The organism is Tardiphaga robiniae, from assembly GCF_013359755.1.
Taxonomy (GTDB): domain Bacteria; phylum Pseudomonadota; class Alphaproteobacteria; order Rhizobiales; family Xanthobacteraceae; genus Tardiphaga; species Tardiphaga robiniae.
In genome coordinates this window covers 117,018-138,952 of the sequence record NZ_JABMCJ010000085.1, presented here as the reverse complement: position 1 = coordinate 138,952, position 21,935 = coordinate 117,018, and the positions used below count along the sequence as shown (strand labels likewise).

The window sequence follows — 21,935 nt, the reverse complement described above, 5'->3', positions numbered from 1 at the left end:
GCAACGCGCCTGACTGTCATTTATGTTATATTATAACATACCGCAAGCCCGGGAGGGCTCAGGCGAAGTGGCGGACCAGCGCCAGGCCGGCAAAAAGCCCGGCAATCGACAGCACCACCGACCCCAGCACATAGGCCAGGGCGAGGCCCAATTCGCCGCGCTCATAGAGCACTGCCGTATCCAGTGAAAAGGCCGAAAACGTCGTGTAGCCGCCGAGGATGCCGGTCATCAGGAACAGGCGCCAGGGCTGCGAGGCCTCACCCTTGTAAGCGAGATAGCCGGCGATCAGGCCCATCACCGTGGAGCCAGTGATGTTGATGATGAAGGTGCCCCACGGGAACGCCGCTCCCATGCAGCGAGCGCAGGTCATGTTGATGACATGGCGCAAGGTGGCGCCAAGGCCGCCGCCGACAAAAACCAAAACATAATTCATCTAATACCCGCTGCGCTTAGTGGCTCACGTCATTCCGTTTTGCCGCAGCGTGCCTGCGGCGGCAAGTCGCAGCAGGTCAACCAAGACACGAAAACGTCACGACAACGAAAAAAGGCGGCAGCTTGCGCCACCGCCCTTCCCGCGCGTCATTAAACGCCGATCGAAAGCGATCAGACCGCCTTGCCGAACTGCTCGTCGACATATTCCCAGTTCACGAGATGATCGACGAACGCCTTGAGATAGTCGGGACGACGGTTGCGATAGTCGATGTAGTAGGAGTGCTCCCAGACGTCGACGCCGAGGATCGGGGTCGCGCCATGGACCAACGGGCTTTCGCCGTTCGCGGTCTTGGAGATTTCCAGCTTGCCGTTCTTGACCGAGAGCCAGGCCCAGCCGGAGCCGAACTGGCCAACGCCTGCAGCGGCGAAGTCGGTCTTGAACTTCTCGAGACCGCCGAGATCCTCGGTGATCTTCTTCTCCAGACGGCCGGGTAGCTTGTCGCCACCGCCGTTCGGCTTCATCCAGTTCCAGAAGTGGAGATGGTTGTAGTGCTGGCCGGCATTGTTGAAGAGCGCGGCATTCTTGCCGAACGAGCCCTTCACGATTTCTTCAAGCGATTTGCCTTCGAATTCGGTGCCCTTCAGCAGGTTATTGCCGTTGGTCACGTAAGCCTGATGGTGCTTATCGTGATGGAATTCCAGCGTTTCCTTCGACATATGCGGCGCGAGCGCGTCATAGGCGTAAGGCAGATTGGGAAGCGTGAAGGTCATGGGTCAAGATCCGCAATAATGGGAGAGTTGGCTTAACGGGAACCCTTATAGAAGGTTCCGCCCGGCTCCGACACTCCCATCTTTGCGATCCCCGATCGCTTCGCGATCAGGCCGCGCTCGGCATTGCGGCGGAGACGGCATCGCGCCGCACTGGCGGCTTCACATTCATCAGCATCTGGAAGCATCCGGCGATCATCCCGATCACGACGGCGAATTGCCAGGCACGATCGTAATTGCCGAGATGAGAGAAGATCATGCCGCCGCCCCAAGCGCCCAGGAAAGATCCTGCCTGATGGCTGAGGAAGGCGATGCCCGTGAGTGTCGCCATGAAGCGCAACCCGAACAGCTGCGCGACGAGGCCGTTCACCAGCGGGACCACGCCGAGCCAGAGCGACCCCAGCACGGCTGCGAAGACCATGGTCGTGGTCGGCGTCGCCGGAAAATAGAAATAAGTGGCGAGCGCCAACGAGCGAACGATGTAAATTCCGCCGAGCAAAATCTGCTTCGGATAACGGCCGCCAAGCCAGCCAAAGGCATAGGAGCCAAACACATTGAACAGACCGACTATTGCCAGCGCGGTGGCGCCAAGCGACGCGTCGAGGCCGCAGATCGCCAGATAATTCGGCAGATGCGTGGTGATGAATACTAGCTGCAGGCCGCAGACAAAGAACGACAACGCCAGCACGATATAACCGGAATGACCGAGTGCGGACTGCACCACTTCTCCCAAAGATTGCTGCAGCTCATCCGCCGGTGCGCGTTCGATCTTGTCAGACTGGCCAGCAAACAGCGCAGCGGGGAGCATCACCGCAGCGAGGCCGAGAAAGCCGATCAGCGCCACTTGCCAGCCCGCCGTCGAGATCAGCGTCTGCGCCAGCGGCGACGCGATGACGAGACCGAGCGAACCTGCAGCCGACACCGCGCCCATGGTGACGCTGCGCTTGGCGGCGGAGACGCTGCGCGAAGCTACCGTCATGGTCATGCTCGACGCCGTGCAAGACAGTGCGAGGCCGACGCAAAGGCCGGCGCCCAGGGTGAAAACCAGCGGCGTGGTCGCGACCATCATGAAGACGAGGCCGGCCGCATAGATCAAAACGCCGATGATCATCACGTGACGGGTGCCGAAACGATCGGCGATAGCACCGATGAAGGGCTGCGAGATGCCCCAGATCACGTTCTGCAAAGCGGTGGCCAGGGAGAAATCGGCCGTGGTGATGGCAGTGTCGCGCAGAATCGAGGGTTGAAACAGGCCGAAGCTCTGGCGCATGCCCATGGCCAGGCTGAGCAGCGTCGCCGCGCCGGCCAAAATCGCCCAGCGCTGGTATTTGGAGAGCTCCGCCTCAGTCATTCCAACGTTTCCTTGATCCCTAGAATATTATTCTCAGATAAGCACTGGATTCGACAGGTTTACTACCCTCGGACCGACCTATAAGGGCTGCACAAAGCGCAGAGGTGGCGACCGAAATGAGCATCGAAATCGAGATTGTGACTGGCGATGCCTCATGGCCGAGCGTCAAACCGCTGTTCGACCTCGCATGGCCGCGGGAGGCGGTCGAGAAACTGCCCTGGGGACACGTGATCTTCGCCTATCCCGAATTGCGGGTGATCGTCGAGGATGACGGACAGCCGGTCTGCCATGTCGGCCTGTATCGGCGCGAAGGCATGTGGAAAGGCCACAAGACGCGGATTGGCGGCATCGGCGGCATGGTGACACACCCGGACTATCGCCGGCGTGGTCTGGCCAGTGTGGCCCTGACCGCAGCATTGCATACGCTAAAAGACGAACGCGCCACCGATTTTGCGCTGCTGTTCTGCGAACCGCACAATGTGGATTTTTACACGCGCCGCAACTGGAAGCCGTTCACCGGCGAGGTCTATGCCGAACAGCACGGCGAGCGGGTACGCTTCGATGTCATGACCCCGCTGGTGTCCTACCTGAAGCGAGCGCCGCATGAAGGCGAGATGGACCTGTGCGGGCTGCCGTGGTGACCGCCATCGGTTGACCTGAGCAAGCTGCGTCAAATTGAATCGATCATGATCATTTGAGACGCTGAGTAGTCTCAAACGCATCGCCGCGGCATTGCACAAATCCCATTTCTTGTTATGCAGACCGCCTGATCCGAGGAGACACGCATGGCCGCCAGATTCACTGTTATGATCGCATTGCTGGGTGCAGTGTTCGCAGGCTCCGCTGCGCAAGCCCAATCGGGCGGCGAAGCAACGGGTGTCTGGCAGACCCAGGCCGGCGATGCACAGGTGCGGGTCAGCAAATGCGGCACCATCCTGTGCGGCACCGTCGTCTCGCTGCGTGACAAGATCGATCCGCAGACCGGCAAGCCGCCGATCGACGACAAGAATCCCGATCCCGCGCTGGCCAAGCGCTCGATGATCGGCATTCACCTGTTCTACGATATGCGCCCAACCGGAGCGAACACGTGGTCGGGCCGAATCTACAATGCCGATGACGGGAAGATCTATACCAGCAACGTGGCGCTGGTCGGCCCTAACACGCTGAAGGTCGAAGGCTGCGTCGGCGCATTCTGCGGTGGCGAAAACTGGACCCGCGTCGGCCGCTGATCAGGCGATCTCTTTCAAACTGACATAGCCTTCAATGCGGTGGCCGCCGAGGCATAGCCACCGCGCGCGCCGTCGATGAAATGTACGTGATCGCTGCGGATGGCTGACGGTGTGAAACACGTCATCATCGCAGCATCCTGGCGGTGCAGACCATAGCGCACCGTTCCTTCCGAGCCCGCCGCAACAAGACGCTGCTCCAGCGCGCGTTCGAGATCGGGCGTGCAATCCAGAATCATGCGCAGGCTGTCGTCATATTTGCGGAAATCTGAATTCTCGACCAGTTGCTGCACATAGGTCTTCGGCACGAACCCGCCGACGCTGATGCCGAAGCGCATCACGACGTAGACGAACAGGGTTCGCACGAGCACCCGTATGCGAAAACGCGCCAGCGAGTTCGCTCCTCGGCCGGCCAGAATCTCATAGCCCAGCCCTGCAGGCGGCCACCTCAGCGCTGGGCCGTCGGCAGGCACGGGACGGCCCGCATTAGGACTGCGTTCGACCAGTGCGATGATGTCTTCGATAACGCGACGAAATGCGGATGGGTCGGCTCCCGCTGCAGCCGTCACCAACACCGACAGAATCAAACCATGTGCCGATGGAATTTCCTCGAAGCGACATGAGAGCCCGGAGAGATCGGGATAGGTCCCGACAGGTGCCGGCGTCACCGCGAATTCGCCGCGCTTCATCGCGGCCTCTGCCCAGCCCAATCCGCCACCGGAAAACATCGCATAGGATACGTTCTTCGACGGCCCGAAGCGCGCCACGCGCACATCCACCCCCTGCGCGCGGATGTCTTTGATCGGCACCAGGGCCACCCGCATCACGAGATCGAGATCGTGCTTCACCCAGGTCGCCGTCGCCGCCAATGCCCCGCGGGCGCGATCGAGATCGTCCGGTGAGACTGCGAAGCTCGCGCCATCGCCGCCGAACACGAACGGGAATTCGCGGCCGTCCAGCGCATTGGTCACGGCTGCGATGACGGCAGCGCCGGCCATGTTGACGGCCTTGTAGCGCTGTTCGGCGATGGCCTTGGTGGATTCCACGATATCGGCGACGCCGATGATCCAGTCATCCGGCAGCGGCATGTACAAAGCCGGGTCCATCACCCGGTCGAAACCGTAAAATATTGAAATGCCGTCGTAAAACGCGCTGACGCCGGTCGTCATGGTGCGAAATGATCCTGCGACAACGTTGCGTCAACCCAATGACGCTCCTGAGGCAGAACTCATAGCACGCAATTTCGACGAACGTGCGGTATCAGCAATCCAAAGTCGTCTGCCGCTCCCATTCGGTGAGCTGACGGCAGTGCTCATTCCAGTCGCTGTGTTTGAGCTTGAGATACGATCCGACCACGGCCTCGCCGAGCTGCGCCTTCAACACGTCGGATGCATCGAGCGCCCGCAATGCATCGAGCAGGTTCAGCGGCAGCTGCTTTGCCTTCGGTACCTTCGCGCCTTCCGTATACATATTGATGTCGAGGCGCGGGCCGGGATCGCGGCTGTTGGCCATGCCGTCGAGACCAGCGGCGAGCAAGGTCGCCGGCAGCAGATAGGGATTCACCGCACCATCGGGCAAACGGAATTCGAACCGGCCCGCATCGGGAATGCGGATCATATGCGTGCGATTGTTGCCGCCGTAGGTCACCGTGTTCGGCGACCATGTCGCGCCGGAGAGCGTGCGCGGCGCATTGATGCGCTTGTAGGAATTCACCGTGGGATTGGTGATAGCGCAAACCGCTTCGGCCGAATGAACGAGGCCGCCGATGAAGTGATAGGCCGTCTTCGAGAGACCCAACTCGCCGCTCTCGTCCTCGAACACGTTCGAGCCGTCCTTGGTCGACCATAGTGACGCATGGACGTGGCAGCCGTTGCCAGTGAGATTGGCAAACGGCTTCGGCATGAAGGTCGCCTTGTAGCCGTGTTTCTCGGCGATCGACTTGACCATGAACTTGAAGAAGGCATGGCGATCGGCGGTCTTCAGCGCGGTATCGAACTCCCAGTTCATCTCGAACTGGCCGTTGGCGTCTTCATGGTCGTTTTGATAGGGCTTCCAGCCGAGCGAGATCATCGCGTCGCAGATTTCAGCGACGATCTCGTAGCGCCGCATCAGTGCCTGCTGGTCGTAGCACGGTTTGGCCTGCTGATCGGCAGGATCTGAGATCGCGGTACCGTCTGGCGAAATCAGGAAGTACTCGCATTCCACGCCGGTCTTGAGTTCGACACCCTGCTCCGCCGCCTTCGCAATGAGGCCTTTCAGCACCTGACGCGGATTCTGCGCCACGGACTTGCCGCCCATATAGAGATCCCCCGTAACCCAGGCGACGCCGGGCTTCCATGGCAGCAGCGTCAGCGTATCCATATCCGGCATCACGAGCACGTCGGGATCGGCCGGCGTCATATCGAACCAGGCTGCAAATCCCGCGAAACCCGCGCCGGACTTTGCCACGCCGTCCATGGCCGTGGCCGGCACCAGCTTGGCGCGCATGCCGCCGAACAGATCGACAAAGGCAATGAGGAAATATTTGAGGTCGTGCTGTTTGGCTAGTTCGGTCCAGGTCGTCATTGACACGCGCTCCGAAGATCATCCAGCCATAACGGCTCGTTAGATATTGCTGCCGGGAATCCAGTTCGTTCCAGCGAGAGGGACCCTCGCCATGGCTGCCGACTCCATTGTCAGTGCCACCAGATCTTCCGGTTCGAGATTGTGGACGTGGCTCTTGCCGCAGGCGCGTGCGATGGTCTGCGCTTCCAGCGTCATCACGGACAGATAGTTTGCGAGCTTGCGGCCGGCGATCACAGGATCGAGCCGCGCGGCCAGCAAAGGATCCTGCGTGGTGATGCCCGCGGGATCGCGGCCTTCATGCCAGTCATCATAGGCGCCGGCGGTGGTACCGAGCTTCTGGTATTCGGCTTCCAGCGCCGGATCGTTATCGCCGAGCGCGATCAGCGCGGCCGTGCCGATCGCCACCGCATCCGCGCCAAGCGCAAGACACTTGGCCACATCAGCGCCATTACGGATGCCGCCGGACACGATGAGCTGCACCTTGCGATGCATGCCGAGATCCTGCAGCGCCTTCACCGCCGGGGGGATCGCACACATGGTGGGCAGGCCGACATTCTCGATGAAGACGTCCTGCGTCGCAGCCGTCCCGCCCTGCATGCCGTCGAGCACGATGGCATCGGCGCCGGATTTCACCGCGAGCGCGATATCGTAATACGGGCGTGAGGCACCAACCTTCACATAGATCGGGATCTGCCAGTCGGTGATCTCACGCAGCTCCTGGATCTTGATCTCCAGATCGTCGGGCCCGGTCCAGTCCGGATGCCGGCACGCCGAGCGCTGATCGATTCCCACCGGCAAACGGCGCATGCCGGCAACGCGCTCTGTAATCTTCTGGCCGAGCAGCATGCCGCCGCCGCCGGGCTTGGCACCTTGCCCGACCACAACCTCGATCGCATCCGCCTTGCGCAGATCATCCGGGTTCATGCCGTAACGCGACGGCAGTACCTGATAGACCAGCAGATCGGAATGACCACGCTCTTCCGGCGTCATGCCGCCGTCGCCCGTGGTGGTCGACGTGCCGACCGCCGATGCGCCGCGGCCAAGCGCTTCCTTGGCTGGACCGGACAGTGCCCCAAAGCTCATGCCGGCGATGGTAATCGGAATCTTCAGATGAATCGGCTTCTTGGCGAAACGCGCGCCGATGACGACATCGGTGGCGCATTTCTCACGGTAGCCCTCGAGCGGATAGCGGCTGATCGAGGCGCCGAGAAACAGCAGGTCGTCGAAATGCGGCAGCTTGCGCTTGGCGCCGGCGCCGCGGATGTCATAGATGCCGGTCGCGGCCGCACGGCGAATTTCCGCAATGGCTGCATCATCGAAGGTCGCGGACTTGCGCGGCGGCGTATGGATCCAGCGGTCTTGCGCGCTCATCAGTATGATCCGACGTTATCGATGTGGAAGTGATAGAGCTTACGCGCCGAGCCGTAGCGCTTGAACTCGTCGGGGCTGACGCCTTCGACGCCGGCTTCATCGAGCAGCCGCTTCAACTCGGTCTTGTGTTCGTCCTTGAGCGGCTTCTCGATGCAATCCGCACCAAGGCTGGCGACGGAGCCGCGCACGAAGAGCTGCGCCTCATATATGGAATCGCCGAGTGCCTCGCCGGCATCGCCGAGCACCACGAGCTTGCCGGCCTGCGCCATGAAGGCGGAGAGATGGCCGACCGAGCCCTTCACGACGATATCGATGCCCTTCATGGAGATGCCGCAACGCGCGGACGCGTTGCCGTCGATCACCAGCAGGCCACCATTGCCGCTGGCGCCCGCCGCCTGCGACGCGTCGCCGGTGACATGCACACGGCCTGACATCATGTTCTCCGCGACACCCTGTCCGGCATTGCCGCACACGGTGACGCGCGCCTGCTTGTTCATGCCGGCGCAGTAGTAACCGACGTGGCCGTCGATCTCGATCTCGACCGGGAAATCGAGACCAACCGCGATATTGTGCTGGCCGCGCGGATTGGTGACGGTCCAGTGTGTCTCGTTGGTGCTGGGTGTCAGCCTGTGCAGAGCGCCGTTAAGTTCGCGCAGCGGCGACGAAGCGAGATCGACCGTGGGCATCAGCAACGCTCCCACAAATAGACTTTGGCGGGTTCGGGCTCCCAGACCTTTGCCGTATCGATGCCCGGCAGATCGACCAGCGCACGATATTCGGTGCCGAAGGCGACCCAGCGATCGGTCTCGGCCATCACGGCTGGCTTGCAGGCAATGGGATCGCGCAGCACGCCGAAGCCGGTCTCGGTGCCGATGACGAATGTGTAGAAGCCATCGAGCGCGGACAGCGACGACGTCATCGCATCCTGCAGCGAAGCACCGGCGGCCATCTGCGATGAGATATAGCCCGCGGCGACTTCGGAATCGTTTTCCGTCCGGAACGTCATGCCCTGGCGAATCAGCTCGCGGCGCACATCATTGTGGTTCGACAGCGAACCGTTATGCACGAGGCACTGGTCGGTACCTGTCGTGAAGGGATGCGCGCCATTGGTCGTCACGGCGGACTCAGTTGCCATGCGCGTATGACCCACGGCATGGGTGCCGGTCATCGCGTTCAGGCCGAAACGCTTCGCCACGTCGGCGGGCAGACCGACTTCCTTGAACACGGCCATGCGCCGGCCCCGTGCAACCATGTCGACGTCTTTCATGCCGAGGAGCGCAGATGCCACGGCAGCCTCGCGATCGGTGGGGATGCTGATGACAGCGTGGGTGTCGTGCACCTGATATGCAATCGGCGCACCGGCGACCTTGCCGAGCGACGCCACCAATGCAGCGAAATCAAACGACGGCGCGGCACGCAGCGTCAGCTTGATCTGTCCGGCATCGCCGTCGCCATAAACAGCAAAGCCTGCAGAGTCAGGGCCGCGATCGCTCAGCGCTTCCAGCATGCCGGAGAGCAACCCGCCTAATTCGGGGGCCAGCTTTTGATCTTTCAGAAACAGACCGGCAATGCCGCACATGGCTCGCGTCTCGCTCGTTGAATGCGCGTGGACCTTGCCCGAAACAAAACCGCCATGTCAACCACAGAGAAAATAGTTTTCCTGACAAGAAATATTGCTATTGTCGGGAAATCAACGCTGCAGGAAACGCCATCGTGAAAGCGAAACCGAAGAAAACGAAATCATCGCCCGCGCGCTCAAAGCTGGAGGAGCTGCGCACCGGTTCGAACGCGCCGCTGGAAGTCGGTGGCTCGCTGGAATCCAAGATCGGCAATGAAGTGCGGCAGCTCCGCAAGGAGCTGGAGCTGACGGTGGCCGAGCTCAGCACATCGGCGGGCATCTCGACCGGCATGCTGTCAAAGATCGAGACCGGCAGCATCTCCGCATCACTGGGCACGCTGAATGCACTCTCAAAGGCGCTCAACGTTCCGATCTCCAGATTCTTTCGCGAGACCGAGGAAGAGCGTGATTGCTCTTTCGTGAAAGCCGGTACGGGCGTCAAGATCGAGCGACGCGGCACCAAGTCCGGCCATCACTATCAACTGCTTAGCCAGTCGATCCACGGCGAGCTCGGCGTCGAGCCCTATCTGATCACGCTGAACGAGGATGCCGAGGCCTATAGCAACTTCCGCCATGCCGGCGTCGAGATGATCTACATGCTGACCGGCAAGGTGCGTTATCGCCACGCCGATCAGACCTATCTGATGGAGCCCGGCGACACGCTGTTCTTCGACGCAGCCGCGCGGCACGGCCCGGAAGAACTGGTGAAGGCGCCTATGACGTATCTGTCTGTGATTATTTATCCGCGGCGGAGCTAGGCCTCACTTCGCCTTGCTCTTCCCCGACATCCGGTCCTGCGACGGTGGCACATCGAAGGCCCGCCGATACGTCCGTGCGAAATGGCTGGCGCTGGCGAAGCCGCATTCGGCCGAGACCTCGACCACCGGCATACTGGTCTGCTGCAGCAGTGCACGAGCTTTCCCGAGGCGCAGGGTCAGGTAATGCTGCTCAATGGTTACGCCGAGATGTGCGGTGAACAGCCGCTCGAGCTGGCGCACGGACACGCCGGCCGTTTTTGCCAGCTCGTCGCGCGGCGCAGGGCTGGCCAGACGCCGTTCCATCACGGTGATCGCCGAGAGCACGGCGCGATTGCTGGTGCCGAGACGCTCGCGCAATGAAATGCGCTGGCTGTCGTCGCCGAGACGCACGGCGGTTTGCAGAAACCAGTCACTGACTTTCGCTGCCAGTGCCTGGCCGTGATCGCGGCGGATGATGGCATGCATCATGTCGAGCGCGGCGACACCACCGGCGCAGGTGAGCCGGTTGCTATCGATCTCGAACAGCGTACGCGTCGGCTCGATCTCGGGAAAGGCCTCGATGAATGCATCGAGATGCTCCCAATGGATCGTGCAGCGAACGCCATCGAGTATGCCGGCCTTGGCCAGAATGAACGGCCCACCGGAGACGCCGCCGATGGCGCAGCCCGAGCGCGCGAGGCGACGTAGCCACGCCAGCGTCTTGGCATCATCGAAACCAGCGGGATTGCCGCCGGCACAAACCAGCACCGTGTCGTAACGCACGCTGTCAGCAATGGTGTGATCGGACGCCACCGACAATCCGTTCGACGCCAAGATCGCGTCGGCGCCGGTCGAGATCTGCAGCCACTGATACAGTTTCTTGCCGGCCAGCACGTTGGCGGCGCGCAGCGGTTCGATCGCCGAGGCGAAGGACATCAGCGCGAAGCCGTCGATCAGAAGAAAGCCGACGCGGTGGGGCTGGGCCATAGATTTGAAGACTCAGTTTCCGCGCCCGTTCAGATCATTGCTGCAGCGTTACGCCCACTCGCCCTTGCGGAACACCGGCACGCGACGGCCGTCGGTGTGGACACCATCGATGTCGATCTCGCCGGAGCCGATCATCCAGTCGATATGGATGAAGCTCTTGTTGCCGCCCTGCGCCGCGATCTGCTCTGGCGTGAGGTTGCCGCCATTGACGAAACACTTCGAATAGCACTGGCCGAGCGCTATATGGCAGGCAGCGTTCTCGTCGAACAGCGTGTTGTAGAACAACAATCCGCTGGCCGAGATCGGCGACGAATGCGGCACCAGCGCCACTTCACCGAGCCGACGCGAGCCTTCGTCGGTGTCGAGCACCTTGTTGAGCACTTCCTCGCCGCGCGAGGCCTTTGCCTCGACGATCTTGCCGTCCTCGAAGCGCACCGCGATGTCGTCGATCAGCGTACCTTGGTAAGATAACGGCTTGGTTGATCGGACATGACCGTTGACACGCGCGGCATGCGGCGTCGTGAAGACTTCCTCGGTTGGGATATTGGCGTTGCAGATGATGCCGTTCTTGGCGGTCGACGCGCCGCCTTCCCATTCATGGCCGTCGGCAAGACCCACCACAAGATCGGTGCCCGGCCCGGTGAAATGCAGCGCATGGAAGCGCTGGCCGTTCAGCCATTCGGTGCGGCTACGCAACGCAGCATTGTGCTTCGCCCAGGCGGCGATGGGATCGGCATTGTCGACGCGCGACGCCGCGAAGATCGCGTCCGCAAGCTTCTGCACGGCGACGTCGTCTTCGTCACCGGGAAACACCTGCTTGGCCCAGGACAGCGTGGGATAAGCGATGATATTCCAGTTGATGTCGAAGCCAGCGATCTTCTGCAGCGCCGGCTGATAAGCGATGGAATTCGCCTTGCTGGCGCGCGAGACCTTGGCGGGATCTTCGTTCGACAGCAGCATCGGATTGTCGCCGACGATGGCGAGGCGCGCCGTGTTGTTGCCGAGCGCTTTGGCCATGCCCTCATAGAGCCAGCCGGCGGCGCGATCGAAGCTCACATCGTGACCGTAGCGATAGCGCGCCAACGTCATCTCTTCATCGGAGAAAAACGGCGTTACCAAGCCTGCGCCGGCCTTGTAGGCATGTTCAGCGATCTTGCGCACCAGCGGCAGCGCCGCGGCGGGGCCGGTCAGCAGCAGATCCTGCCCCGGCGCAAGTTGCAGCCCAACTTTCACGGCGACTTCGGCCAGACGGTCGAGCTTCACGGGATCGATGGGGGTGGACAAATTGCGCTGGTGAACGGTCATGCAGAGGCCCTGACTGATGTGGAAGTGGCTGGACCGAATGTAGGCGCAGATGCGCCTTGCCGCCAGCCGGTCCGCCGCAGGGCTTACCGGACGCCTACGACAGCCCGGACTGCGGGACGAGGGCCTGGTAATGGGCCAGCGCGTAAAGCCTGATCGCCGAGGACAGGTTATTCTGCTGTCGGTTCTTGTCGATCTCGCCGACGAGCTGCGACATCGTGATCCGGCGCATGCCGGCGATCTCCTTCAGCGCCGTCCAGAACGCCTCTTCGAGGCTGACGCTTGTCTTGTGTCCGGCGACAACGATCGATCGCTTTACGACGGGTGATTTCACCGCGCCTCCTCCATTTCATTTCCGCCCAGTGGTCGTTTTTCTTTCAGGACAGCTTATACGGATTGGAACCCGCGGCAACAGATCAGATGATGCGACCTTAGACGACTACGCATCGCGCAACCTGATATCAGAAACACAACCTCTGCGGCACAATCGCTACCTTGTTTTCGCGGCGCGCATTGAGCAGAAGCAGCATAGTGCACAACTTCGGATTCGACTTTCCTGACTGACTCGATGGATTCCACTACGCTCGCACTTCCGGACGCCCAGCACGCCGCCGATCAGATCGATCGCTGGATGAAGGAGCACGCCGTCTTCGCGCTGCTGATGGAGCAATCCGACAACGCATGTTCTGTGCTGCGGCAGTTTGCAACGATCAACCGCAACCATGGCCAGCATGACGTCGCTATCGACGCGCTTCTTGCTGCACTTGCACTGATGCCGACGGACGTCACCGCCTGGCGTGAGCTCGCGACGGACTATCAATTGAGCGGTCGCGACGAACTGGCGGAAGCAAGTGCGTTGCGCGCGCTCGCCATCGATCCGGACCACGCGACGACATGGCTGCAATATGCGAGCCTCGCCTACCGGCTGCAGCGTATCGATGATGCTGAAGCGGCCTATCTGCGCGCTCTGTCCGGCGATGCCTCGCTTGGCGACGCTCATCTCGGCCTGGGCGTGCTGTATCTCGGCTCCCACCGTCCCGAGCAGGCGATCGTGCACCTGCAACGTGCACTATCCTGGGGCGGCATCGACGCGGTCACGCATCTTTGCCTCGGACAGGCCTTCTACATGGCCGGCCGGTTTGGCGAGAGCGCCGATGCCCTGGCAACCGCAAACGGCTTTGTGCCGCTGGAAGGCGTCACACTACGTCTCTACGCCCGTGCGCGTACCTTTGCCTCGATGCTGGACGGCGACATTCAGGGCGCCATCACCCGCTACCCGACGCTTGCCGGACAAGAGACGGAACCAATGGACGAGGTCTTGCGCACCGCATTCGCGTTGTTCAGCGCCTATGGCATGAATGAAGCCGCTGCCACGGTCGGACGCCTGCGACTGGAAGGCCAGCCGGACGATCCTGTCCAACGCTACTTGATGGATGCCGTCGGTGGACAGACACATGATCGCGCACCGGCAGCCTATGTCGAAGCGCACTTCGACGAATTCGCCGCAGGCTTCGACAGCAAGCTTGTGGACATTCTTGGCTACAAGGTGCCGCAGCAACTCGCCGATATGGTTGCGTCCTGCCGACCGACACTTGCGACCATTCTGGATCTCGGCTGCGGAACGGGGTTGGCTGCAGAGCCACTCGGGCGGTTCGGCGCGCGGCTGACCGGCATCGACCTGTCGGAGAAGATGCTCGCCATCGCAACACGGCGGAACGCCTATCACGACCTTATCAAGGCCGATGTCGTGAGCTATCTCGCGGACAGCCCGCGCAGCTTCGATCTCGTCTTCGCTGCCGATCTTCTGATCTATCTCGGCCGGCTGGAAGAACTCATCGGCCTGATTGCGCGCGTATTACCTGCAGGCGGCCTCTTCGCAGCGAGCATCGAGCGCGCGGGTCACGGCGACTTCACGTTGCTCTCGTCAGGCCGGTTCGCCCATAGCGAGAGATATTTCGAAGCCTGCGCCACGACGAACTTCGAAATCGTGTGCAAGGAGAATTCCGAACTGCGCCTCGAAGCCGGGCGCCCTGCCCTCGGTACGCTTTACGTGCTGCGTCGCCGTGCCGGGCCGAGCACCGAGAAAGGCCAGCTCACTACCGCAACAAACCACCAATAAATTGACGAGATCTTCGCCAAGCGCGCGTCCGCCTTCGAACCTGTTGTCTGCACAGATCGGGAGCCATCTCGAACCTGCAGCGCACCGCACAAGATTTAATCATCTGCCTAGGAAATCAGTAATGCCGCTCGTTTTAATGGCACGACTGATCTGCGACAGCCGAGCTCATTTAGAAATAGTCGAAAAATCAGAATGTTAGACGACGGGTACGTTGGCACGCCATTTGCTAATAATATCTACGTCAATGATGACCGCCGTCCGCCGGATGCTGAAACCGCTGCTGGTTTCAAGCGCAGGGACACAGCTCGCTTCCTGATTGTCAGGTGCGAAGCGGTCATCGTGACTCCATCCCTACCGGGCTTGGTGAGCGAGTTCCTGTTTCCGATCGGCAGCGGTCCAAACAGGTTTGCACATGCTCGATCAACCGAACGCAAAGAAGCAGAAGCTCGTCATCCTCGGCAACGGCATGGCCGCCGGCCGCGTCATGGACGAGCTGTTCGCACGCGCACCAGACCGCTACGATGTGGTGGTGTTCGGCGCGGAGCCGCGTGTTAATTACGACCGCATCATGCTGTCGCCGGTGCTCTCCGGCGAGAAGGCATATGACGACATTCTGATCCACACCGATGAGTGGTACGCGACCAACAAGGTTGATCTCAGGCGCGGCGAACTCGTCGTCGCGATCGATCGCGTTGCGAAAACCGTCACCACACAGTCCGGCGCGGTCGAAGCTTATGACACGCTGATTATCGCAACCGGCTCGAAGCCGATCCTCATTCCGGTACCCGGCGCGGAACTGCCCGGCGTCGTCACCTATCGCGATCTCGACGACGTCAACTTGATGCTCGATGCAGCCGGCAAGGGCGGCCACGCTGTCGTCATCGGCGGTGGTTTGCTCGGCCTCGAGGCTGCAGCCGGCCTCGCCATGCGCGGCATGACAACGACCGTCGTCCATCTGATGCCAACACTGATGGAGCGCCAACTCGATCCCAACGCCGCCTATCTGTTGCAAAAGGCGATCGAGGCGCGCGGCATCGAGGTGCTGACCGGAGCCAACACGGCAGCCATCCTCGGTGACACATGCGTTGAGTCAGTCCGGCTCGACGATGGTCGGACCCTGACGGCCGATCTCGTCGTGATGGCGGTCGGCATCCGCCCGAACACCGCACTCGCCAAGCTAGCCGACCTCAACGTCAAGCGCGGCATCGTCGTGGACGATCATCTGCGGACCAGCGACGACAACATCTATGCGGTCGGCGAGTGCGTCGAGCATCGCGGCCAGTGCTACGGCCTTGTCGCGCCCCTGTATGACATGGCGAAGACCCTCGCGGCGACCCTCGCCGGCGAAACCGTGGACGGCTATATCGGCTCGACCACTTCGACCAAGCTGAAAGTCACCGGCGTAGATCTGTTCTCGGCCGGCGATTTCGCCGAAGGCGACGTCAAGGATGAGATCGTGCTACGCGATCCTGCCCGCGGCATCTACAAGCGTGTCGTCTTGCGCGACGACCGCATCATCGGCGCGGTGCTCTATGGCGATACGGCCGACGGCTCGTGGTATTTCGACCTCCTCAAAAAGAACGCCGATATCGGCGCCATGCGCAACGCGCTGATCCTCGGCCAGGCCTATCAGGGCGGCGTTGCCCTCGATCCGGTCGCTGCTGTCGCAGCGCTGTCCGACGATGCCGAAATCTGCGGCTGCAACGGCGTCTGCAAGGGCGCGATCACGCAGGCGATCACCGCACACGGCCTCACCACCCTCGACGATGTGCGCGCCCGCACCAAGGCATCGGCTTCCTGCGGCCAGTGCACGGCGAAGGTGGAATCGCTGCTCGCGGCCACGCTTGGCGACAACTACTCCGCCGCCGGCCGCAAGCCGATGTGCAAATGCACTGACCTCACCCATAGCGAAGTCCGCGGCTTCATCCTCTCGAAGGAGTTGAAGTCCGTTCCGGCCGTGATGCAGGAACTGGCGTGGAAAACCTCCTGCGGCTGTCCGTCCTGCCGCCCCGCGCTGAACTATTATCTACTCTGCGCGTGGCCGGGCGAATATGCCGACGATGCGCAGTCGCGCTACATCAACGAGCGCGTCCACGCCAACATCCAGAAAGACGGCACCTTCTCCGTCGTACCGCGCATGTGGGGCGGCCTGACCACGCCTGACGAATTGCGCGCCATCGCCGACGTCGCCGACCGCTTCAAGATTCCGACGGTGAAAGTCACCGGCGGCCAACGCATCGATCTGCTGGGCGTGCGGAAGGAAGACCTGCCCGCGGTGTGGGCGCAGCTCAACAGTGCGGGCCTCGTCTCCGGCGCAGCCTATGCCAAGGGCCTGCGCACGGTGAAGACCTGCGTCGGCTCCGAATGGTGCCGCTTCGGCACACAGGACTCGACCGGTCTCGGCGTCAAGCTCGAACGTTTCATGTGCGGCTCATGGGCGCCTGCGAAGGTAAAGCTCGGCGTTTCGGGCTGCCCGCGCAACTGCGCGGAATCCACGGTGAAGGACATCGGCGTGATCTGCGTCGAGTCCGGTTACGACATCCACATCGCCGGTGCGGCGGGCCTGCATGTCCGCCAGACCGATCTGCTCGGCCATGTCGATACGGAGGACGAGGCGATCGAGTACATCGCCGCCTTCATGCAGATGTACCGCGAGGAAGCGGGCTATCTCGAGCGCGTCTGGAAGTGGGTCGAAAATGCCGGCCTCGACAAGGTACGCGCGGCGATCATGGATGATGCCGACAACCGCCGCGCGCTGCTGGCGCGCTTCGAAAAATCACAGCGCGCGGTCCGCAGGGATCCCTGGGCCGAACGCGCCGCCGGCCGCGAACAGCATGAATTTACGCCGCTCGCAACACTCAACTCGATTATAGCCGTCCCGGCAGAATGAACATGACAATGGTCCCATCCAACGACTTCTGGTTCGACGTCGGCCCACTGCGCGCGATCCCGCAACGCGGCGCGCGCACGGTGAAGACTCCGCGGCGCGAGATCGCGGTATTCCGCACCGCCAGCGACGAGGTGTTTGCGCTGGAAAATCGCTGCCCGCACAAGGGGGGTCCGCTTAGCGAAGGCATCGTGCACGGTCGCAAGGTCGCCTGCCCGCTGCACAACTGGATCATCAATCTCGATGATGGCGAAGCCTCGGGCGCTGACAAAGGCTGCGCGCGCAGCTTCCCGGTCAAGCTCGAGAACGGCCGCATCTATCTCAACATGAGCGTCGCCGCCGCCCCATAGGCGCGCGCCACGTCAACCGAACCCAGCTCAAAAGAAAGTTTTCAAGTAATGGCCTATCTCGTCCCTTCAGAATTCGTGACCAAGATGGTGGATGCCGGCGAATCCAAGATCTTCATGTCCACGCGCGACACCATCATCCGCGCCTTCATGGCAGGCGCGATCCTGGCACTCGCCGCGGTGTTCGCCGTCACCGTCACGGTGCAAACAGGCTATCCGATTATCGGCGCAATCCTCTTCCCGGTCGGTTTCTGCATGCTCTATCTGCTGGGTTTCGACCTGCTCACCGGCGTCTTCGTGCTGACGCCTCTGGCATTGCTTGACAAGCGCCCCGGCGTCACTGTCGGCGGCGTGCTCCGCAATTGGGGGCTCGTCTTCATCGGCAATTTCATGGGCGCGATCATCGTGGCCATCATGATGTCAATCGTGTTTACCTTCGGCTTCTCGACGCCGCCGGACAAGGTGGGTCAGGTGATCGGCCATATCGGCGAAGGCCGCACGCTTGGCTATGCGCAGTATGGCGCAGCCGGCATGCTGACGCTGTTCATCCGCGGCATGCTCTGCAACTGGATGGTCTCAACCGGCGTGGTCGGTGCGATGATCTCAACAACCGTCAGCGGCAAAGTCATCGCGATGTGGATGCCGGTCATGGTCTTCTTCGCGATGACGTTCGAGCATTCGATCGTCAACATGTTCCTGTTCCCTGCCGGCCTGATGCTCGGCGGCAAGTTCACGATCATGGATTACATCATCTGGAACGAGATTCCGACCGTGCTCGGCAACCTCATTGGCGGCCTTACCTTCACCGGCCTAACGCTGTATGCAACACACATCAAGACAGCTCCGAAGCGCGTTGCTAGTCTCGCCCGCTAGGCTGACCCGCAATCCTCGCAACCCGACGCCCCGGCTTCTCCAGCTGGGGCGTCATTTTATTAGTGTGACCCATGCCGCGTGAATTGACGATTTCGATCGGCCAGCATTCGGACAGGGGCCGCAAAGACACCAATCAGGATTTCCACGGCGCCCTGATTCCGACCGAGCCGCTGTTGAGCCTCAAAGGCATTGCCGTCGTCATCGCCGACGGCATCAGCAGCAGCGCGGTCAGCGGCGAAGCCAGCGAATCTGCGGTCAAATCGTTTCTCACCGACTATTACTGCACATCCGAATCCTGGTCGGTGAAGACATCGGCGCAACGCGTCATCGCTGCGACCAATTCATGGCTGCAATCCCAGACCCAGCGCGGCCGCTACCATTACGACAAGGATCGCGGCTATGTCTGTACGCTGAGTGCAATGGTGATACGCGCACGCGCAGCGCACATCTTTCATGTCGGCGATTCTCGCATCTATCGCGTATCAGACCGCGCGCTCGAGCAACTCACCACCGACCATCGCGTGGTGATCTCATCCGAGCAGAGCTACCTCGCCCGCGCGCTTGGCGTGAACCCGCAAATCGAGATCGACTATCAGGCGCTGCAGATCGATGCCGGCGACGTCTACGTCCTCGCCACCGACGGAGTCTATGATTTCGTCGGGGCGCGCTTCATCACTTCGGCGATCGCCGATCACGCAGGCGATCTCGACGCTGCCGCGAAGCTGATCGTCGACGAGGCCTATGCACAGAACAGCCCGGACAACCTCACCGTACAGATCGTGCGGATAGATGCGGTGCCGGATGGTGAGGCCAGCGACATTCTGATGCCGCAATTGCCGCTGCCGCCACTGCTCGAAGCTCGCGCGGTGTTCGACGGCTACAGGATCGTGCGCGAACTTCATGGCAGCAGCCGTAGCCACATCTATCTCGCGATCGATCTGGAGAGCGGCGAACAGGTTGTCATCAAAATTCCGTCGATCGATCTGCGCGACGACCCGGTCTATCTCAAGCGGTTCATGATCGAGGAATGGGTGGCGCGGCGCATCGACAGTCCGCATGTGCTAAAGCCGTGCCGACAGTCGCGCAAGCGCAACTACCTCTACATCGTCGCCGAATTCATCGAAGGCCAGACGCTGAAGCAGTGGATGCTCGACAATCCGAAGCCGGATTTGGAAACCGTGCGCGGCATCACCGAGCAGATCGCACGCGGCTTGCAGGCGTTCCATCGGATCGAGATGATCCATCAGGACATTCGGCCAGACAATATCATGATCGACAAGACGGGCACGGTGAAGATCATCGATTTTGGTTCGACCCGCGTCAACGGCGTCGCCGAAGCTGATTCACCCGGCAAGCACAGCGACATTCTCGGCACGCCGCAATACACCGCACCCGAGTTGTTTTTCGGCAAGCGCGCCACATCGCAATCCGACCTCTATGCGCTTGGGACCCTCACCTATCAGATGCTGTCCGGGACGCTGCCTTACGGAGCGGAGGTCGCGAAGGCTACGAACGCCGCGCAGCACCGCAAGCTGCGTTATCGATCGCTGCTCAACAATGCCAGCGATATTCCGGAATGGATCGACGGCGTGTTGCGTAAGGCCGTGCACGCCGACCCGGCGAAGCGCTACGACGAACTCTCCGAATATGTTTACGACCTGCGCAATCCGAAGGCGGAGTTTCTCAATCCGCCGACCGTGCCGCTGCTGGAGCGCAATCCGAACATGGTCTGGAAGGGCCTCTCGCTGCTGCTCGCTATAACTGTCATCGTATTGCTGTCGAGGCGCTAACGGCATCGCCAGTTGGCGCCTGCATCACTGCGGAAATCTCACATTCTTTCCCTGAAAGGCATCCGTCGCCACGACGTAAAAACGAAAAGCCGCCCAGAGGGCGGCTTTTCGTTTTTTCTGAAATATCAATTAGATGTTTGGTTGCGGGGATAGGATTTGAACCTATGACCTTCAGGTTATGAGTATGAATTTCACAGTTTTCTAGGCTTATCCCGAGACTTCCAGCTTTACCTAAGCCACTAGAAATAATAGCAAAGTCTAGCCTCAGTGCTTCCCGGGATTTCCCGACATTCCTCCGCTGGTGGCGATTCTGGGAGCTGTAGGTGCCGGTCTTAAAGCTGACGAAGCGAACGACAGCCGGGGGTACCCGCGCAGCCGCCGCAGCCCGGACTTATCCCAGTTTGCCAGGTCGAAAGTCACGGTTGACCAAGTTGACGCAATCCCGGCGTGGTTGACGCTGTCAGTCTCCCCTGGGCCGAAGTGCTGAAGGAGTCGGACTTTAGACTGACGTTGACCAGCGAACCGCCGAGTGAGGCCGTTATGGCATTTTATGTGGTGGAAAGCGGTGGAGGCATCGGAAACAGCAGCTCAGCCGATTTTCTTAGTTCTGTGTGGTCAGAGCGAGGGGCACATCGCCTGCGCCGGAGAACGGAGAACCACGACTCCACGCGCTGGCATGATCACGGTCTTCGCTGCGGCGAGTTCGACTTGGCTTATTGTACTACAAGCATTCAAGTAGGCGAAAAACGGCAGGCCGCTGTAGGAGGTTTGGGCGGCCCCCATCAGCGGCCCGCCCATTCGTCCATTTGTAATCCGGCTATGCCAGTCAGCACATCAATCGGCTGCCGATTCAAAACGAAACAAGGCGCCTTAACGGACGCGCTTGCGACAGGAGGCACCTGTTCCGCTGACCGCTGCACGGCATTGGTCGATCGTGTCATAACTACAATCGGTGCCCCGCGACTGTGATTTGGCGCACCACGCCCTCCCCTTGGCTTCGCTCTGCGTGGTGACGAATACCATGCTCGCGCTCGCCACGATCGTGGAAACAAGCAGGGACAATAAGAAACGCTTCTTCAGGTTCTGCATCGCATCCTCCTTTTCAATCGTCGGAATAATGGATGACGCGATTGCATCACGATATCGGGTGTTGACCTGATCCGAGCCGCGGAATCACCCCTGCGATCACAGCGAAAGATCGTGATGCGCTGGAATGGCTATCGCAGCCGCAACGGTGCAATCGTATCGCTCACCTGCAATAGCGATGCGATACCGGGTGGGATCTTCCGCTCGATGTGCGGACCCAGCAACGACCATGGCGCCAGTAATACCGGTTATGCCAATGCCGCCTGTGACTCCCCACGGCCGCTCCGGTGGCAGCACCAATAGCCGCACCGCGTCGGCCGCCGACGGCGCCGCCAATGATGGCACCGGACACTGCGCCGCGTCCTGCTGCGCTTTGGGCAAGCGCATCCGCCAGCGGAACCACTGCAGACAGCGCGAGTAGAACGAGCAAGGCTGAGATCCTTCGCATGCGTAACTCCCTGACAATTGATGCTGTG

Annotated in this window: 20 protein-coding genes; 8 read left to right on the top strand and 12 right to left on the bottom strand. The window is 61.2% G+C overall.

All coding sequences use genetic code 11. The features are described from left to right. Window positions 1-58: 58 nt before the first annotated feature. From crcB to HP556_RS16235, 3 genes are all read right to left on the bottom strand, one after another. Window positions 59-433 (bottom strand): fluoride efflux transporter CrcB, encoded by a 375-nt coding sequence (gene crcB, locus HP556_RS16245; RefSeq protein WP_089265774.1) that lies wholly within the window; start codon window positions 431-433, stop codon window positions 59-61. A gap of 170 nt (window positions 434-603) precedes the next feature. Then, complete coding sequence (locus tag HP556_RS16240; RefSeq protein WP_093757222.1) at window positions 604-1,203, bottom strand: superoxide dismutase; 600 nt, start codon at window positions 1,201-1,203, stop codon at window positions 604-606. 106 nt (window positions 1,204-1,309) lie between these two features. Further along, window positions 1,310-2,551 (bottom strand): MFS transporter, encoded by a 1,242-nt coding sequence (locus HP556_RS16235; RefSeq protein ID WP_120287214.1) that lies wholly within the window; start codon window positions 2,549-2,551, stop codon window positions 1,310-1,312. 116 nt (window positions 2,552-2,667) lie between these two features. On the opposite strand from HP556_RS16235, the gene HP556_RS16230 reads away from it, so the two are divergent. After that, window positions 2,668-3,192, top strand: coding sequence for a GNAT family N-acetyltransferase (locus HP556_RS16230; RefSeq protein WP_175367747.1), 525 nt, complete (start codon window positions 2,668-2,670; stop codon window positions 3,190-3,192). 144 nt (window positions 3,193-3,336) lie between these two features. Beyond that, window positions 3,337-3,780 carry a DUF2147 domain-containing protein gene (locus tag HP556_RS16225; protein WP_092145969.1) on the top strand — a complete coding sequence of 148 codons (444 nt, stop codon included), beginning with the start codon at window positions 3,337-3,339 and terminating at the stop codon, window positions 3,778-3,780. A gap of 14 nt (window positions 3,781-3,794) precedes the next feature. On the opposite strand, the gene HP556_RS16220 is transcribed toward HP556_RS16225, so the two are convergent. The 5 genes from HP556_RS16220 to HP556_RS16200 form a co-directional block, all read right to left on the bottom strand. Beyond that, on the bottom strand, window positions 3,795-4,946 hold the full coding sequence (locus tag HP556_RS16220; protein ID WP_175367746.1) for a DUF3095 domain-containing protein: 1,152 nt from the start codon (window positions 4,944-4,946) through the stop codon (window positions 3,795-3,797). Between the two features lie 91 nt (window positions 4,947-5,037). Beyond that, the gene (gene glnT, locus HP556_RS16215) at window positions 5,038-6,342 is read right to left on the bottom strand and encodes a type III glutamate--ammonia ligase (RefSeq protein ID WP_175367745.1); all 1,305 of its coding nucleotides are present in this window, start codon (window positions 6,340-6,342) and stop codon (window positions 5,038-5,040) included. Window positions 6,343-6,381: 39 nt separating this feature from the next. Next, window positions 6,382-7,713, bottom strand: coding sequence for an FMN-binding glutamate synthase family protein (locus tag HP556_RS16210; protein ID WP_093757228.1), 1,332 nt, complete (start codon window positions 7,711-7,713; stop codon window positions 6,382-6,384). Beyond that, window positions 7,713-8,399, bottom strand: coding sequence for a GltB/FmdC/FwdC-like GXGXG domain-containing protein (locus HP556_RS16205; protein ID WP_175367744.1), 687 nt, complete (start codon window positions 8,397-8,399; stop codon window positions 7,713-7,715). The genes HP556_RS16210 and HP556_RS16205 overlap by 1 nt, the downstream gene beginning before the upstream one ends. After that, window positions 8,399-9,292, bottom strand: coding sequence for a class II glutamine amidotransferase (locus HP556_RS16200; protein ID WP_175367743.1), 894 nt, complete (start codon window positions 9,290-9,292; stop codon window positions 8,399-8,401). The genes HP556_RS16205 and HP556_RS16200 overlap by 1 nt, the downstream gene beginning before the upstream one ends. Window positions 9,293-9,426: 134 nt before the next feature. Here HP556_RS16200 and HP556_RS16195 point away from each other — a divergent pair, with 134 nt between their 5' ends. After that, window positions 9,427-10,089 (top strand): helix-turn-helix domain-containing protein, encoded by a 663-nt coding sequence (locus HP556_RS16195; protein WP_175367742.1) that lies wholly within the window; start codon window positions 9,427-9,429, stop codon window positions 10,087-10,089. Window positions 10,090-10,092: 3 nt separating this feature from the next. Here HP556_RS16195 and HP556_RS16190 read toward each other — a convergent pair whose 3' ends face one another. From HP556_RS16190 to HP556_RS16180, 3 genes are all read right to left on the bottom strand, one after another. After that, entirely contained in the window at window positions 10,093-11,055 is a 963-nt protein-coding gene (locus HP556_RS16190; RefSeq protein ID WP_175367741.1) for a GlxA family transcriptional regulator, read from the bottom strand. Between the two features lie 48 nt (window positions 11,056-11,103). Continuing rightward, on the bottom strand, window positions 11,104-12,360 hold the full coding sequence (locus HP556_RS16185) for an aminopeptidase (protein WP_175367740.1): 1,257 nt from the start codon (window positions 12,358-12,360) through the stop codon (window positions 11,104-11,106). Window positions 12,361-12,454: 94 nt separating this feature from the next. Next, on the bottom strand, window positions 12,455-12,691 hold the full coding sequence (locus HP556_RS16180) for a ribbon-helix-helix domain-containing protein (protein WP_089265762.1): 237 nt from the start codon (window positions 12,689-12,691) through the stop codon (window positions 12,455-12,457). Window positions 12,692-12,925: 234 nt separating this feature from the next. Between HP556_RS16180 and HP556_RS16175 the strand changes: the two genes are divergently transcribed. The 5 genes from HP556_RS16175 (at window position 12,926) to HP556_RS16155 (ending at window position 20,373) form a co-directional block, all read left to right on the top strand. Then, a complete protein-coding gene (locus HP556_RS16175) occupies window positions 12,926-14,476 on the top strand; it encodes a methyltransferase domain-containing protein (RefSeq protein WP_175367739.1) in 1,551 nt (516 codons plus the stop codon). 412 nt (window positions 14,477-14,888) lie between these two features. After that, a complete protein-coding gene (gene nirB / locus HP556_RS16170; RefSeq protein WP_175367738.1) occupies window positions 14,889-17,366 on the top strand; it encodes a nitrite reductase large subunit NirB in 2,478 nt (825 codons plus the stop codon). A gap of 2 nt (window positions 17,367-17,368) precedes the next feature. Next, window positions 17,369-17,713 (top strand): nitrite reductase small subunit NirD, encoded by a 345-nt coding sequence (nirD, locus tag HP556_RS16165; RefSeq protein WP_374725601.1) that lies wholly within the window; start codon window positions 17,369-17,371, stop codon window positions 17,711-17,713. Window positions 17,714-17,761: 48 nt separating this feature from the next. Next, window positions 17,762-18,583, top strand: coding sequence for a formate/nitrite transporter family protein (locus HP556_RS16160; protein WP_175367737.1), 822 nt, complete (start codon window positions 17,762-17,764; stop codon window positions 18,581-18,583). Window positions 18,584-18,654: 71 nt separating this feature from the next. Then, window positions 18,655-20,373, top strand: a complete 1,719-nt coding sequence (locus HP556_RS16155; RefSeq protein WP_175367736.1) for a bifunctional protein-serine/threonine kinase/phosphatase — start codon at window positions 18,655-18,657, stop codon at window positions 20,371-20,373. Window positions 20,374-21,243: 870 nt separating this feature from the next. Here HP556_RS16155 and HP556_RS16150 read toward each other — a convergent pair. After that, window positions 21,244-21,462: a DUF3551 domain-containing protein gene (locus HP556_RS16150; RefSeq protein WP_089263548.1), complete on the bottom strand. Its 219-nt coding sequence runs from the start codon at window positions 21,460-21,462 to the stop codon at window positions 21,244-21,246. Window positions 21,463-21,935: the final 473 nt, after the last annotated feature.